The 14712-nt window shown below is 71.8% G+C and carries 13 protein-coding genes; 5 read left to right on the forward strand and 8 right to left on the reverse strand.

Going from position 1 to position 14712, the window contains the following annotated elements:
- Window positions 1-81: 81 nt before the first annotated feature.
- From KYK13_RS25495 to KYK13_RS25520, 6 genes are all read right to left on the reverse strand, one after another.
- On the reverse strand, window positions 82-1470 hold the full coding sequence (locus KYK13_RS25495; RefSeq protein ID WP_223634467.1) for a hypothetical protein: 1389 nt from the start codon (window positions 1468-1470) through the stop codon (window positions 82-84).
- A 44-nt stretch (window positions 1471-1514) separates the two neighbouring features.
- Window positions 1515-2669: a hypothetical protein gene (locus KYK13_RS25500; RefSeq protein ID WP_223634471.1), complete on the reverse strand. Its 1155-nt coding sequence runs from the start codon at window positions 2667-2669 to the stop codon at window positions 1515-1517.
- Entirely contained in the window at window positions 2666-4552 is a 1887-nt protein-coding gene (locus KYK13_RS25505) for an ATP-binding protein (RefSeq protein ID WP_223646752.1), read from the reverse strand. Before KYK13_RS25505 ends, KYK13_RS25500 begins: the two co-directional genes overlap by 4 nt.
- Before the next feature lie 139 nt (window positions 4553-4691).
- Window positions 4692-5567 (reverse strand): TIGR02757 family protein, encoded by an 876-nt coding sequence (locus KYK13_RS25510; protein WP_223646754.1) that lies wholly within the window; start codon window positions 5565-5567, stop codon window positions 4692-4694.
- Window positions 5568-5682: 115 nt separating this feature from the next.
- Complete coding sequence (locus KYK13_RS25515; protein WP_223646756.1) at window positions 5683-6150, reverse strand: molybdenum cofactor biosynthesis protein B; 468 nt, start codon at window positions 6148-6150, stop codon at window positions 5683-5685.
- Window positions 6151-6384: 234 nt separating this feature from the next.
- On the reverse strand, window positions 6385-6699 hold the full coding sequence (locus KYK13_RS25520) for a Rieske 2Fe-2S domain-containing protein (RefSeq protein WP_223634474.1): 315 nt from the start codon (window positions 6697-6699) through the stop codon (window positions 6385-6387).
- Between the two features lie 66 nt (window positions 6700-6765).
- On the opposite strand from KYK13_RS25520, the gene polX reads away from it, so the two are divergent.
- Genes polX through mrtX form a run of 3 tightly spaced genes read left to right on the forward strand, consistent with a single transcriptional unit; the run spans window position 6766 to window position 9879 of the window.
- Window positions 6766-8526: a DNA polymerase/3'-5' exonuclease PolX gene (gene polX, locus KYK13_RS25525; RefSeq protein WP_223634477.1), complete on the forward strand. Its 1761-nt coding sequence runs from the start codon at window positions 6766-6768 to the stop codon at window positions 8524-8526.
- A gap of 19 nt (window positions 8527-8545) precedes the next feature.
- A complete protein-coding gene (locus KYK13_RS25530; RefSeq protein ID WP_223634479.1) occupies window positions 8546-9157 on the forward strand; it encodes a serine protease in 612 nt (203 codons plus the stop codon).
- A complete protein-coding gene (mrtX, locus tag KYK13_RS25535; RefSeq protein ID WP_223634482.1) occupies window positions 9154-9879 on the forward strand; it encodes a myxosortase MrtX in 726 nt (241 codons plus the stop codon). Before KYK13_RS25530 ends, mrtX begins: the two co-directional genes overlap by 4 nt.
- A gap of 8 nt (window positions 9880-9887) precedes the next feature.
- On the opposite strand, the gene KYK13_RS25540 is transcribed toward mrtX, so the two are convergent.
- Complete coding sequence (locus KYK13_RS25540; protein ID WP_223634485.1) at window positions 9888-10721, reverse strand: class II glutamine amidotransferase; 834 nt, start codon at window positions 10719-10721, stop codon at window positions 9888-9890.
- 214 nt (window positions 10722-10935) lie between these two features.
- Between KYK13_RS25540 and dnaK the strand changes: the two genes are divergently transcribed.
- On the forward strand, window positions 10936-12540 hold the full coding sequence (gene dnaK / locus KYK13_RS25545) for a molecular chaperone DnaK (RefSeq protein WP_223646758.1): 1605 nt from the start codon (window positions 10936-10938) through the stop codon (window positions 12538-12540).
- A 1025-nt stretch (window positions 12541-13565) separates the two neighbouring features.
- Here the strand turns inward: dnaK and KYK13_RS25550 are convergent.
- On the reverse strand, window positions 13566-13727 hold the full coding sequence (locus tag KYK13_RS25550; RefSeq protein WP_223634488.1) for a hypothetical protein: 162 nt from the start codon (window positions 13725-13727) through the stop codon (window positions 13566-13568).
- On the opposite strand from KYK13_RS25550, the gene KYK13_RS25555 reads away from it, so the two are divergent.
- A complete protein-coding gene (locus tag KYK13_RS25555) occupies window positions 13726-14694 on the forward strand; it encodes a J domain-containing protein (protein ID WP_223634491.1) in 969 nt (322 codons plus the stop codon). The genes KYK13_RS25550 and KYK13_RS25555 overlap by 2 nt on opposite strands.
- Window positions 14695-14712 lie beyond the last annotated feature (18 nt).

Raw genomic sequence — 14712 nt, forward strand, 5'->3', positions numbered from 1 at the left:
CCAAGGGCGCTGTCGCCTGCGTGACGCCTGGACGGCTGCCCTCCATGATGCTTGCTGTTGCAACCGTCAGCGTGCGGAGACCTACCCACCGTTCTTGCCCGGCGCGCAGCCCGGCGGAGGCCTCCAGGTGAGCAGCGCGTCCACCCGCGCGTCCTGGACCTTGGACACGCCCTCCGGCGCGTCGATGCGGTTGACGCCGGGCTCGCGCGTGAATTCGAGCTCCCGGACCGGAACGGGCAACGCCGGGCAGCCCTCCTGCAACGTGGCTTCGGCCTCAGTCATGAGCACGTTCGCGTGGTCCTCGCCGGGAGCCCACGCATAGGGAAACCGGAAGCTGCCCGACAGGGGCTCCACGCCCCCGGGAGGAAACCACTTCCAGCTCAGGGTCGTCTGCGCCGTGGAGCCCCCGACGGTGCCGCCCATCACCCCACCCTCGCGCCCTTCATCGGTCGCGGGCCACTCCACGCGGAGGCCGGGCGGCACCGGCACGCGCACGGCCGCCACCTGCACCCGGTCCTCCACCTCCGGCTCCAGCAGCAGCATCCACGACAGCTCACGGATCCGCTCCGGCGACACGCGCCCCACCTTCACGCCGGACTGCCTTGCTGCGTCCGTTCCCGCCACGTCCACCCTGCCATCGGACTTCAACGCCAGGTTGGAGCAACTGCTCGAGCGATACACGGTCCCGGTCGCCAGGTGATAGGCGTCGAGCTGATCACAGAAGTCGTAATGCCCTCGCCGGCCCCGGATCACCAGCCAGCCGTCCGTCGGCGCGCGGATGCGTCCCAGCGGCAGCGCCGGCACCACATTCCGCGTCTTCAGGCTCGTGTCCAGACATGCGCGCCAGGCCATGTAGCGAAGCCGGGATGGGTGCCTCCGGGCCTTCTTCATGCAGTCCGGCGCGATCGGCTCATCCTCCTTGAACGTGCCGGGGCGCCGGTTCTCCGGACGGAAGGCCTTCTCCGCCCGCGCGCGCCAGGCCTCGGTCTCCACGCCGCACTCGCCGGCCTTCAGCGGGCACAGCAGGGACGCGAGCCGATGCTTCGGGGCGGCCTCGCGCGCCAGCACGCCGCGAAGGTCGGGAGGAATCACGACGGTCTGTGCCCCGGCACGCCCCAGCTCCAGTTGAGACGTGAAGTACGCCTTTCCCCCGTCGCGCCACCACGTCTTCAACGCGAGCGCGGGCGCGACGGTCTCCTCGTCCCAGGTCAGCGGCTCCCGGCTCTCCTCCGCGCGAGCGATGCCGAAGCAGCGGTGGCTCAGCAGCACTTGGAGCCCCGACCGCACATCCTCCACCTCGCCATCCTCTGGAAGCGCCTCCATCCGAGCGTCGAACGCGGACAGCTCCTCCTGCGCCGACCTCCAATCGGCGGAGTCCGGCGGACACGGGACGATGCGCCTCGCCTGCGAGGGCGATGCCGCCAACAGCCAGCCCAACGACACCATGAGGGACATGGACATGTCCGCCATGGCAGCCGTTCCCGGCCGCGGACGTCAAGTCGCGTGGCGGCGCACTACTCGCCGAGGAGGGCCGACCAGAAGCGCACCATCTTCAGCGCATCCGTCGCACCGGCCCACCGATCCATCTCCGCGTGGGTGATCAGCGGCGTGAGCAGCAGGTGCACCCGCGTGTGCGGCTCCAGCGCGCGCGCCAGCAGCGTGGACTCGATGGCGGGGATGACGGAGTCATCCGTCCCGTGCAGCAGGTACACGGGCGCTTCGGGCGCGGGGGACCGCTCCGGCGAAAGCGACGGATCCCCCGCGAAGCCCTTCACGAAAGGCAGCAGCCGGGGGCCCAGCACGGTCACATCGCGCGTGTTCACCTGGTGCAGCAGCGTGGCGGCGGGCTCCGGCAGCGAGGCCTCCATCGCGCGCGCCTCCGCGAACGCGGCCTCCGCCTGCTTGCTGTCCACGAGCGTCAGATGCGACGCGTGCATGAACATCAGGACGCCCTTGCGCAGGGCCTCCACCTGCTCCGGTGGCACCAGCCGGTCCGCGACGTTCAGCAGGATGACCACCACGCCGTAGTCGTGCGGCCTGCGGTGCACCCCGTCCGCCTGCACACCCGTGCACAGGAAGGACAACACGCGCGACAGCTCGCCGTGCCCACCGAAGGACAACACCGCGGCCACCTTGTCGCGCAGCGCGGGCCGTCCCGCCGCGACGACGGACAGGCCTCCCGAGAAGCTGATGCCGACGAGGTCCACCTTCCCTTCCGGCGCCAGCGCCCCCGGGCCCAGCGCCCACAGGGCCGTGTCCTCGATGACGTCCGGCAGGCGCGGAGTGATTTCGTAGCGCAGCAGGTCCGGCGGCTCCGGCGTGAGCACCGGATACCCGCCGATGGCCAGGTCCTCGGCGAGCTTCACCAGCCGGGGCTCGTCGATGCCCGCCGCGTGCACGCCCGACGTGAGGACGATGAGCCGGCCCTGGCGATGGTCCGGCTGGTAGAGCCGCCCGCGCACCGGCCCGTGGCGCGTGGGCACGCTCAGGTCCGTGACGGTGAAGGCGCCGGTGCCGTAGCGGGCCAGGGCATCCGCCGCGGTGCCGTGGAGGCCCGCCGCGCGCAGCATGAAGGACAGGCCCCGCAGGCCGGACGGCGCCAGGGCGACGGCCGCCAGCAGCAGGGCCGTAAGCACGGCCCCCAGCGTCCAGCGCAGCCGGCGCTTCATTGCATCAGGGTCTCGACGAAGGTGCACAGCTGGTCGCGCTCGAAGGGCTTCTCCAGCAGCTCTCGCGCGCGGCGGCCCACGAACTCGCGGGCCTGCGGGTTCACCCCGCCCGTCATCAGGCCGGTGCGCGGCGCCAGCTCCGGCGCCAGCCGCTCCAGTTCGACGAGGAAGTCCATGCCACTCATGCCCGGCATCATCAGGTCGCAGAGGATGGCGTCGTACTTCTCGCCGTGCGACAGCCGCTTCAATGCCTCACGCGCGTCCTGGGTGACGTGCACTTCGTAGAGGTTGCGCAAGAGCCGGCTCACCGCGCTGCCCACCGCCGGCTCGTCGTCGATGAGCAGCAGCTTGCGCAGGCTCCGCGTCGCGCGCACCGTCTGCGCGGGCTCCTCCGTCACGGCCGAGACGGGCTGCGCGGGCCGAGGTGCTTCAGGCGGCAACGTGAGCGCAGGCAGCTCCACGCGGAAGAGGCTGCCCTGCCCCTGCTCGCTGGCCACCTCGATGTGGCCGCCCATCGCGTGCACCAGCGTGAGGCAGATGGACAGGCCCAGGCCCGTGCCCCCCCTGGGCGAGCGCGTGGTGAAGAACGGGTCGAAGATGCGCTGACGCACCTCCACGGACATGCCGTGCCCGTTGTCCTCCACTTCAATCAGCACGTGGCCCTCGCGGCCCGGGCGCACGCGCAGCTTGAGCACGTTCTCTTCCGCGGGCCGCTCGCCAAAGGCCTGGAGCGCGTTCATCAACAGGTGGGTCACCACCTGCGCCAGCCGCCCTTCGTTGCCGTGCACCGCGGCCACCGGCTCCAGGTCGCACGTCAGGCGCGCGCGGTGCTGAAGCTCGTCGCGCATCCGCTTGACCGCGCCCTCCACCGCGCGCAGCACGTCCACCGGCCCGTGCTGCTCCTCTTCCGTGCGCGAGAACGTCCGCAGGTCGCGCACGATGGAGCGCACCCGGCCCGCGCCCTCCAGCGCCTCCGCCACCACCTGCCGCAGCTCCTCCAACTGCTCGGAGGGCACCACCGGCTGCGCCACGCGCTCCCAGAGGTAGGCGAGGTTGGACGTCACATAGGAGAGCGGGTTGTTGATTTCATGCGCGACGCCCGCGGCCAGCGTGCCCACGGACGTCATCCGCTCCGCCAGCCGCCGCTGCGTCTCCAGACGGGTGCGCTCGGTGACGTCTCGCACGAGCCCCACGAGGAAGCGCTCGCCGTTGGGCAGCATGTACGCGGCCCGCTGCGTGAGCACCTCGCGCGAGCGGCCCTTCGCGTCCGTGAAGGTGCCCTCGTCCTCCACGGTCTGCCCGGTGGTGAAGGCGCGCTCGTCCTGGCGCCACGACGCCTCCGCCTGGTGGGCCGGCACCTGCGACGAGGTGGGCTTGCCGCGCAGCGCTTCGGCGGGTTGATCCTGCAGGCGGCAGTAGGCGCTGTTCACCGCCACGAGCCGGTGCTCCCGATCCTTGATGAACAGCGGCTCCGGCACCGCGTCCAGCGCGCCCTGGAACATGTCGCGGGCCCGCCGGAGCGCCTGCGCGTCTCCGTCCGCGGACCTGCGCCGGAGCGCCACGAGCCTCGCGCCCCAGCGCGTGCCGGGCGGCGCCACGCACTCGTCCGCGCCCGCCTCGACCAGGGCCTCCGCCTCCACGCCCTCGCGCGTCGTCAGCACCACCAGCCAGGTGCGGGTCGGCAGCCGCCGCGCGTGCGCCCACTGGCAGCGCGCCTTCACGGCCTCCAGCGGACCGCCGTGGTCCCACAGGACGACGAGCCCTTCAGGCAGCGGCTCCGGCGGGGACTCCACGCGGATGATCCGGCACGCGCGCCCTTCGGCCGTGGCGCAAAGCTCGCGCTCCACGTCCTGGGCCACCGGGGCTGGAACCGCCACCAGCATTGCGTGCACCGCGTCGCTCCTCGCGCCCCGCGGGCATCATCTCCCGCGCCGCTCGTCCGCATTGCAGCCTTGACCGCGCCAACCCGTCAACGCGGGGCCGCGCGGACTGCCCGTAGCCCATTTCCGGGTCCAGTGGGACTCAGAATTGCAGTGAACCGCGCGCGACGACGCGGGGGCCTACCTTGCAGGAGGGTAGGAGCGAACAACGCTCACAGTGCCGGGGCAGCGTCTTCGCCGGGCACGCGCCGCTCATCCCGTAGTGACACAAAGCGAAGTCGTAGCGGACGGGGTCCTCGGGATCGAGCGCCCGCAGCGACGCCGTCACCTCCTCGGCCGTGCGCCAGGTGAGGTCCGTCCGCTTCGTGAGCCCCAGGTTCAGCGCCATGCGGCCGATGTGCGTGTCCAGCGGCACGAGCAGCACCGACGGTGGAACCTGCTTCCAGATGCCGAAGTCCACCGCGTCCGGCCCGCGCACCATCCAGCGCAGATACAGGTTGAGGCGCTTCGCGGCCCCCGGTCCCAGCGGCGAGGGCAACAGGTGATGCAGCCCCCGCTCCGGTCCCAGCGCCTGGCGAAGCGCGTCCATGGGCACGTCCCGCAGCGCCGCGGTGAAGGCCGCGAGCGCCCCGTGGAGCGTGCCGTTCGCCTTCCAGCCCTGGACGAAGAGGGCCTCCAGGCTGCCGTGCTCGCGCAGCGCCCGGCCCATGCCCATGAGGAGCACGGCCAGGTCGGTGCCCACGTTGAAGCGGTACACGAAGCCCGTGAGCAGCGCCTTCGCGCCCTTCACCTCCAGCGCGCGCACGAAGGCCGCGGGCGACGGGCCCATCTGTCTGAGGAGCGCGTCCACCTTCGGGCGGAAGAGGTCCGCGCGCCCGTAGGCCAGCGCCGCCGCGAGCAGCGCGCTGACCTCCACGTCGCGTGGATCCGTGTAGCGGTGGGGGAACTCCACCGGGTCGAACCCGATACGCGCGGTTTGATCCGTGGACGCCAGGAAGGCATCCAGGCGGGGGCGCAGGCGGTCGGCCGCCTGGGCGCTCAAGCCGGGATGCGCGGCCCGGCGCTTCTTCGTCTCACGGGCTTTCACGTGTCGGTGGGAACGCGGCGCCAGGCCGCGTCCTTCCAGTCCAATCCTAACGCGTGAGCTCGCGCACCGCGTGGCCCAGCTCCGGGAGGATGAGCGCGTCCAGCGCCAGCTTCACCGCCTGGGGCGAGCCCGGCAGCGCGAAGAGGATCATCCCCTGGTACGTGCCCGCCGTGGCGCGAGACATCATCGCGGGGCTGCCGATGCGCTGGAACGACAGCATGCGGAACAGCTCGCCGAAGCCGGGCAGCTCCTTCTCGAAGAGCGCGCGCAGCGTCTCCACCGTGCAATCGCGGCGGCCAATGCCCGTGCCGCCCGTGAAGAGCACCGCGCGGGCCCCCGCCGCCTGCGCCTGCGCGAGCGCGCCCCGGATGGCCTCCGGATCATCCTTCACCACCGCGTGCCCGGCGACGGTGTGCCCCGCGGCGGACAGACCGTCGCGCAGGTCCTTCCCGCTGCGGTCGTGCGACGCGTCCCGGCTGTCCGAGCACGTCACCACGAACGCGCTGACGTGCACGGGCGCGCGCGACTTGTGCTCCGCCGCCACCGCCGAGCCTTCGTGCGAATGCCCGTGGTCATGGTCATGCGAGTGGTCGTGCGAGTGCCCGTGGTCGTGCGAGTGCCCGTGGTCGTGAGAATGGCCGTGGTGATGATGGTGATGGCCGTGGCCATGACCGGGGTCATGGTCGTGTTCGTGTCCGTCGTGTCCCATGGTGGACGCTCCTGAAGAAGGGGGGCGGGGCGAGGAGGCTCAGACGTCCGGCAGGTCGACGACGAGATTCCCGTCCTCGACCGCGAGCTGCACCGTCGGCTGGTCATCACAGACGCCGGGAGAGGTCGCGTTCTTGCCTGTGTCCATGTCGAAGCCGACCTCATGGCAGGGGCACACGACCATGTTGTCCTCCAGGCGTCCGCCCGACAGCAGACACCCCGCGTGGTTGCACCAGTCGTCGAGGCCCTTGTAGCGGCCGTGGATCTTCGCGATGCAGACGTTGCGCTTGCCGATTTCGTAACCCCGCATCTCCCTCTCGGCGAAGTCCGCGGGGCCCAGCTTGATCTTCGTCATTGCGTTCCTTTTCCCACAACCCGTGCGGGCCTGCACCCCTGTTCCCCCGGCATTAATTTCCCGACCGTGACTCCCGACGTGACACCCTCCACCGCCGTGCTCACCGACAAGGCGGCCGTTGCCCAGGTCCTCCGGGACATGTCCCTCTTGCTCCAGCTCCAGGGGCAGAGCGGCTTTCGCGTCCGCGCCTATGACATCGCCGCGGACCGCATCGCCAACCTGCCGCAGGACCTGGGCGCCGTCGTCGCCGAGGGCCGCCTGCAGGAGCTCCAGGGCATCGGCCCGGGGCTCGCCGACAAGCTCACCGAGCTGGTGACGACCGGCCGCATGACGGCCTTCGAGGAGCTGAAGGCCCGGTTCCCTGCCGGCCTGCTGGAGCTGATGAAGCTGCCGGACGTGGGGCCGAAGAAGGTGGCCGCCCTGTGGAGTGAGCTCCAGGTCGGCAGCGTCGAGGACCTGGAGCGCGCCTGCCGCGACGGCCGCGTGCGGGAGCTCAAGGGCTTTGGCGCCAGGAGCGAGGCGAAGCTCCTGGACGGCATCGCGGTGTACCGGCGCGCCAGGGGCGAGCGGAAGCTGCTGGGCGAAGCGCTCCCCATCGCGGAAGGACTGCTGGAGCTGATCCGCCAGGCCCCGGGCGTGGTGCGCGCGAGCCTGGGCGGCAGCGTGCGCCGGCGCGCGGAGACCGTGGCCGACGTGGACCTCATCGCGTCCGCGAAGGAGGCCGGCCCGGTGTTGGACGCGCTCGCGAACGCGCCGGGCGTGGCCACGGTGATTGGCAAGGGCGACAGCAAGTGCTCCGTGCGCATGGTGCAGGGAGATCTCCAGGTGGACCTGCGCGTGCTGCCGGACGAGGACTTCGCCACCGCGCTGCACCACTTCACCGGCTCCAAGGCGCACCACATCCGGCTGCGCAACCTGGGCCACGAGAAGGGCCTCAAGATTTCCGAGTGGGGCGTGCACCGCGAGGACGGCACCAAGGTCCCCGTCCCCGATGAGGCGGCGCTGTACCGGCTCCTGGACATGCAGGAGGTGCCGCCGGAGCTGCGCGAGGACAATGGCGAGGTGGAGGCCGCGCGGGCCGGGAAGCTGCCGGAGGACCTGGTGACGCTCGAGGACGTGCAGGGCGCGGTGCATGCGCACAGCACCTGGTCCGACGGCCGCAACACGCTGGAGGAGATGGCGCGCGCGGCCAAGGCGCTGGGGCTCAAGTACCTCACCGTCACCGAGCACAGCGAGGCGGCCATCCACGCGGGCGGCCTCAAGGTGGATGACCTCAAGCGGCAGTGGGAGGAGATCGACCGCGTGAACGCGGCGGTGCCCGGCATGCGGCTGCTCAAGGGCATCGAGGTGGACATCCTCGAATCAGGGGCGCTGGACTACGCGGACAGCGTGCTGGAGCAGCTGGAGGTCGTCATCGCCTCCATCCACGTGCGCCACTCCATGGACGAGGACCAGATGACGCGCCGGGTGCTGGCCGCGCTGGACAACCCGCACCTGCACATCCTGGGACACCCCACCGGCCGCCTCATCCAGAGCCGGGAGCCCTACGCCCTCCGAATGGAGGAGGTGCTGGAGCGCGCACGGGAGCGCGGGGTCGCGGTGGAGATCAACGGCAAGCCGGCGCGCCTGGACATCAAGTCCGAGTACGTGCGGCAGGCCGTGCGGCGAGGGGTGAAGCTGGTGGTGAGCTGCGACGCGCACCGCCAGGAGGACCTGAAGAACCTGGCCTTCGCGGTGGCCACGGCGCGGCGCGGCTGGGCGCGCAAGCAGGACATCCTCAACACCCGGTCCGCGGAGAGCTTCCTCGCCGCCCTGCGGGAGCGCTGATAGGCTCGCGGGCGCGAAGATGTTCCGCCCGCCCCTCCTCGTCCCCGCCCTCCTCTGCCTCCTCCTGGCCTGGCCCACCCCGGCCGGCGCCGAGCCTCGTCCGTCGCGCGCGGACCTCCAGCGCGTGCTGGAGCTGCACACCCGTTCGTCGGTGCGCGTGCGCGGGCCCCAGCACGCGGGCCCCGGCATCATCGTGGGAGCGGACGGCCAGGTGCTCACCGCCGCGTCGCACGTGGGCCCGGACTCCGCCCAGGTGGTGCATGAGGGCAACACCCTGACGGCGCGCGTGGTGCTCTCCAGCGCGGCGCTCCAGGTCGCGGTGGTGGCGGGCCCCCAGGGCACGTGGCCCGCGGCGCCCGTGCGGCTGGCGCCGGAGGGGCTCGCGGGCCGCTGGGTGGTGGGCGTCCTGCCCGCGCGCAAGAAGGGGCAGCGGGACACGCCCAAGGCGGCCGTGGCGAAGGACGCCCCCGCGCCGTTCTTCGACGTGGACCTCACGCTCGTGCCCGGCAGCCCGCTGTATGACGGCGACGGGCGGCTGGTGGGCGTCGTCGTCGAGCGCCGCGGCCGGGGCGCCCGCGCCCTGCCGCTCTCCGCGGTGAAGGCGGAGCTCGCCTCGGTGGACGCGCCATGAGCCGTCCCGCGGGGCCGCCGTTCAAGCTGAGCGCGGTGCAGGAGGCGATGGGCCTCTGGGCGCTGGGCTTCCTGGGCATCATCGTGGCGTTCCTCATCGCCGGGGGCACCAGCGTGCCCAAGCTGGTGGCCACGGTGGGCTTCCTCTACCTGCCGCTCATCCCCATGCGCTGGCGCGACGAGGACTACCGCGACTACGGCCTCACACTGCGCGCGTGGAAGCAGGACCTGCGCCTGTTCCTGGTGATGTGCGCCATCGTGGGGCCGCTGTTCTTCGCGGGCTTCGCGGCCTTCGTGCAGGTGGTGCCGCACCTGCCACCCGCGCTCGCGCACCACCTGACGCCCATCATCGGCGAGGGCCACTTCCAGCCCCGCCTGCCCCCGCGCTTCGGCGAGTGGATGATTGATCAGCTCTTCGTCGTGGCCCTGCCGGAGGAGTTCTTCTACCGGGGCTACCTCCAGGCCCGCCTGCGAGACGCGTGGCCCCAGGGGCGAGTGGTGCTGGGCGCCCGGCTGGGACGCGCCTTCTGGGTGACGGCGCTCCTCTTCGCGCTGGGCCACCTGGCCATCTTCCAGACGTGGCGGCTGGCGGTGTTCTTCCCCGCGCTCCTCTTCGGCTGGATGCGCGAGCGCACGGGTACCATCATCGGCTGCTCCCTCTTCCACGCCGCCTGCAACCTGTACGTGCGCTTCCTGGAGGTCTCCTTCTTCGGCGGCCCGTAGCGCCGCGGTCACTCCGGCGGCAGGTGGCCGACCTGGAGGTCCGCGCCCACCGTCAGCGTCGTGCCCTGCGGCAGCTCCACCCAGCCATTCGTGCGCGTGACGTGGCTGGCCACCACCACCGTGCGGCGGCGGCGGTGCGCGCCCACCTCCGGGTGCGTCTCCGGCGTGGTCGTGTCCACGCCGCAGTGCGAGCACTCCCCGGTGCCCTCCAGGCGCGTGTAGTACAGCGGGGCCTCGCCCCGGCGGGTGGCGAGCAGCACGGCGCCGTTGGTGGCCACCATGTTGAGCGGCGGCGTGCGCACCTGCCCCACCTGGACGAGCGCGGCCTCCACCTCTCGCACGGTGTCGCGCAGCACGCGGCCCGCGACGCCGGGCTCCAGGCGCGGGTCATCCGTGCGGCCCAGCTTGCGCAGGTTCGTGAGGAACAGGGCGAAGAGGAGCTCGCTGTCGGTGGAGCCGCGCACCTGCCGCTGGAGGTGCTCCGGCACGCGCTGCAGCAGCAGGGCGCGCAGGGGCTCGAAGTCCGGCAGCGGCCCCTGGTGGGCGAACAGCCAGTGGCGCGCCCGGAACGGCTGGGTGTTCTCCTCGGGCGACAGGCCCGGCGGCAGCCGGCCCGCGTGGAAGAGCACGGCCTCGGATTCGTGCGGGGGCGCCAGGTCGTCCAGGGTGAGGTCCCGGTCCGGCGCCAGGCGGCGCAGGAGCACCTCCTCCTGGGCATAGGTCCCCACCCCCAGGGCGTTGGCCCGTGCCTCCGAGCGGAGGACGACCTTCCCGGTCAGCCGGTGCAGCTCACAGCGCAGCAGGTTGGGGTCCGAGGACAGGGCGGCGAGGATGGCGGACATGGTGAAACCCCCCTTCCCCTGAAGGGATAAGGTCCATGGGACCCAGGTTCATCGTTCCCAACCCGCTCCCCTGCTCTGGCGCTAAGCCCTTGAAATGGCTGGCATTTGCTCAGTCATTGAATTGACACCCCGGAGCGTGGCGCCTAACCTCCGGGCGCTTCCCGGCGGCCCTCTTCCAGGAGGGGCCGGGGTGCAGGTCTTCACCGGAGACGGAATGGCGGACGACATCGCAATCGGCATCGACCTGGGCACGTCGTATTCGTGCGTGTCCGTCGTGCATGAGGGCCAGCCCACGGTCATCCCCAACGAGTGGGGCGAGACGACGCATGCCTCGTGCGTGTCCTTCCTGGAGGAAGGCTCCGTGCTGGTAGGCAACGCGGCGAAGAAGAACATCATCACCAGCCCGGAGAACACGGTCTATTCGGCCAAGCGTCTCATCGGCCGGTACTACTTCTCCGACGAGGTGAAGAAGGCCCAGGCGGTGATGCCGTACCGCATCGTCGAGGGCGAGAACAACTCGGTGCGCATCGGCGTGCGGGACCGCAGCTATTCGCTGCCGGAGATCTCCGCGCTGGTGCTCAAGGAGATGAAGGCCGTCGCGGAGACGTACCTGGGCCGCGAGGTCCACAAGGCGGTCATCACCGTCCCCGCGTACTTCAACGACAACCAGCGCCAGGCGACGAAGGACGCGGGCCGCATCGCGGGGCTGGAGGTGCTGCGCATCCTCAACGAGCCCACCGCGGCGGCGCTGGCCTATGGGTTCGGCCGGGACGTCAACCAGCGCGTCGTCGTCTACGACCTGGGCGGCGGCACGTTCGACGTGTCCATCCTGGAGATTGGCAAGGACGTCTTCGAGGTGCTGGCCACGGCGGGTGACACGTACCTGGGCGGCGACGACTTCGACGACCGCATCATGACGTGGATGGCGGACGACTTCCTCAACCGCACGCGGCTGGACCTCCGGCAGAACAAGTACTGCCTGCAGATGCTGAAGGACGCGGCGGAGAAGGCGAAGATCGACGTGGGCCAGTACGGCACCGCGGACATCCTCTGCCAGGGCATCTGCCAGGACGCCAACGGCAACGTGATGGACCTGCGCAACACGCTCAACCAGGACCAGTTCAACCGGATGGTGATGGACTTGGTGCAGCGCACGTTCAAGGTCTGCGACGAGGCGCTCCAGAGCGCGCGGCTGACGGCGGCGGACATCGACGCGGTCATCCTGGTGGGCGGGCCCACGCGGCTGCCCATCATCCGCAACTCGGTGAAGCACTACTTCCAGCGGGAGCCGCTGGAGGGCATCAACCCGGATCAGGTCGTGGCCATGGGCGCGGCGCTCCAGTCGCACGCGCTTCTGGACAGCAAGACGGAGACGTTCCTGGTGGACGTCACGCCGCTGACGCTGCGGATTGGCACCGTGGGTGGGTACACGGAGAAGATCATCGACAAGAACACGCCGGTGCCCATCGACCGGTCGAAGACCTTCACCACCAGCCGCGACGGGCAGGAGAAGGTGAAGATCCGCGTGTACCAGGGTGAGTCCAACCGCGCCGAGGAGTGCGAGATGCTGGGCGAGTTCGAGTTCTCGGGCTTCCGCATCGGGTATCGCGGCGAGGTGAAGATCGAAGTGACGTTCGAGATCAACACGGACGGTCTGGTGAACGTGTCCGCGTGCGACGTGGAGACGGGTCAGAAGACGTCCACGACAATCACGTTGTCGTCCGGCATGACGGAGGCGGACATCCAGCAGTCGATCCAGTCGAACCGCAACACGCGGCTCGCGGGCCACAACAGCGACCTGCCCGCCGTGGCCAGCTAGGCACCGCCGATGTCCGAGCCTTCTGATCCGAACTCTGGCGCGCCGCCAGGGCCCGCCGCGCCCCCGGCCCCCGCGCGCCCGGCGACGCCCGCCCTGCCCCGGGTGACGGCCGCCGTGCCCCCGGCCGTGCCGCCCACGGCGCCCCGGCCGCCCACCGCGGCTCCGCCCAAGCCACCGGGAGCGGCCCCCGCGGCCCACGCCACTCCGCCGCCTGCGGCTGCGCGGCCCGCGTCGGGTCAGGTGCCTTCGGTGGCTCCGGCGGCGGGCGGCGTTCCGCCCGTGGCTCCGGCGACGGCACGGCCCGCGTCGGGCCAGGTGCCTTCGGTGGCTCCCGCGACCGCACGGCCCGCGTCGGGCCAGGTTCCTTCGGTGGCTCCAGCAACCGCGCAGGCCGCTCCAGCGGGCGGCGTTCCTCCCATGGCTCCGGCAACGGCTCGGCCCGCTTCAGCCAGCGGAGTGCCGTCCGTCGCGCCCGCGAGTGGAGCCCCGCCGCGACCGACACCCGCGGGACTCACGCCCATAGGGGCCTCGCCGCGTGGCACACCGCCTGGCAGCGCCCCCGCGAACGCGCCCGCCGTGGCACGGCCCATGGCGCAAGGAATCCCGTCCGTTGGCGTCGCGTCGCCCCCACCCGTGACGACCGCGCAGACCCGGCCCACCGTGCCGGCGATGCCCGCGGTGGGCGCGGTGGCACCGCCGCAAGGGCCGGCCACGCCCGCCACCTCACGTCCCTCCGCGGTGACTCCCGCGGCCGGCGCGGTGGCTCCAACAACGCCCACGGGCGCTCGCGCGACCGTGACCGCGATTCCGGCCGTCGGTGCGGTGACTCCGCCGCAAGCACCGGCAACGCCCACGGGCGCTCGCGCGACCGTGACCGCGATTCCGGCCGTCGGTGCGGTGACTCCGCCGCAAGGCCCCGCAACACCCACGGGTGCCCGTGCGACCGTGACCGCGATTCCGGCCGTCGGTGCGGTGCCCCCGCCCCAGGCCCCAGCGGTCCCCACTGTCGCCGCGGTGACGCCGCCTCAAGTTCCCGCCGGTGCCCGGCCCACCACCGCGACGCCCACCGTGGGCGCGGTGACGCCTCCCGTGGCCCCCGCGTCGATGCCTCGCATCGCGCCGGTCGTCCCGCCCGCCGCGAGCGCTTCGACCGCGACGCCTCCGGCGATGCCCGGCGTCGCGCCCATGGCGACGCCTCCGCCCATGGGCCGCGGTCCCGCGATCGTGCCGACGATGCAGCCGTTGATCCCCGCGGCGCCCACGGCCCGCCCGCCGTCACCGCCCGCGGGTTCCCGGTCTCCTCCCACCGTGGGCCCGGTGACGCCGCCACCCGTCGCGCCCCGGCTCAACCCGCCCGCCGTCACCCCGACTCCGCCTCCGGTGCTCGCCGTGGGCCAGGTGGTCCCGCCCATCGCTCCGGCGACTGCCGCGCCGCCGCGTCCTGGCAACCGCCCCACCACGTCCCTGCCCGCGCTCGCGCCCGCTGGATCCGCCCGTCCGCTGACGCCACCGCCCGTGGCCCCGCCCCGTCCTCCCGCCGCCGCCAACATGCCCCCGCCGCCGCCCGCCGCCGCGGGAGGCCCGGCCCTCAGCCCGGAGCAGCTCGCGGACCTGGAGTCGCGCTGCGCGAAGCTCGACCAGATGGACTACTTCGAGGTGCTCGGCCTGGAGCGCGCCGCCGGCCCCAGCGACATCAAGAAGGCCTTCTACAAGGAGAGCCGCGTCTACCACCCGGACCGCTTCTTCCACCTGGAGTCCAAGGGCCTCAAGGACCAGGTGAACGAGCTCTACAAGCGCGTCACCGAGGCCTATTACGTCCTGCGCGACGACACCAAGCGCAAGAAGTACCTCACGGACATCGCCGGCCCGGACCGCGCGCAGAAGCTGCGCTTCACCGACGCCTCCGAGGCCGAGACCAAGGCCGCCGCGAAGAAGGAGCAGGAGGAGCAGATCGGCACCCACCCCAAGGGCCGCCAGTTCTACGCGCAGGCCCAGAAGGACCTGGAGGCCAGCAACCCGTCCGCCGCGGAGCGCAACCTCAAGATGGCGCTCACCTACGAGCCATCCAACGCCCGCTACAAGGAAGCCCTCGCGGAGGCGCAGAAGCAGACCGCGGACAAGGCCAAGGGCGACTCCTCGTTCAAGATCCGCTAGCGGCCCCCAGGAGCCCAC

Source organism: Corallococcus sp. EGB (assembly GCF_019968905.1).
Lineage (GTDB): Bacteria > Myxococcota > Myxococcia > Myxococcales > Myxococcaceae > Corallococcus.

Bases quoted from the DNA above. Each gene is read 5' to 3' on its own strand.
- KYK13_RS25495 (WP_223634467.1), bottom strand. From the start codon at position 1,470: ATGGCGGACATGTCCATGTCCCTCATGGTGTCGTTGGGCTGGCTGTTG.
- KYK13_RS25500 (WP_223634471.1), bottom strand. From the start codon at position 2,669: ATGAAGCGCCGGCTGCGCTGGACGCTGGGGGCCGTGCTTACGGCCCTG.
- KYK13_RS25505 (WP_223646752.1), bottom strand. From the start codon at position 4,552: ATGCTGGTGGCGGTTCCAGCCCCGGTGGCCCAGGACGTGGAGCGCGAG.
- KYK13_RS25520 (WP_223634474.1), bottom strand. From the start codon at position 6,699: ATGACGAAGATCAAGCTGGGCCCCGCGGACTTCGCCGAGAGGGAGATG.
- KYK13_RS25530 (WP_223634479.1), top strand. From the start codon at position 8,546: ATGTTCCGCCCGCCCCTCCTCGTCCCCGCCCTCCTCTGCCTCCTCCTG.
- mrtX (WP_223634482.1), top strand. From the start codon at position 9,154: ATGAGCCGTCCCGCGGGGCCGCCGTTCAAGCTGAGCGCGGTGCAGGAG.
- KYK13_RS25540 (WP_223634485.1), bottom strand. From the start codon at position 10,721: ATGTCCGCCATCCTCGCCGCCCTGTCCTCGGACCCCAACCTGCTGCGC.
- dnaK (WP_223646758.1), top strand. From the start codon at position 10,936: ATGGCGGACGACATCGCAATCGGCATCGACCTGGGCACGTCGTATTCG.
- KYK13_RS25555 (WP_223634491.1), top strand. From the start codon at position 13,726: ATGGCGACGCCTCCGCCCATGGGCCGCGGTCCCGCGATCGTGCCGACG.
- KYK13_RS25550 (WP_223634488.1), bottom strand. From the start codon at position 13,727: ATGGGCGCGACGCCGGGCATCGCCGGAGGCGTCGCGGTCGAAGCGCTC.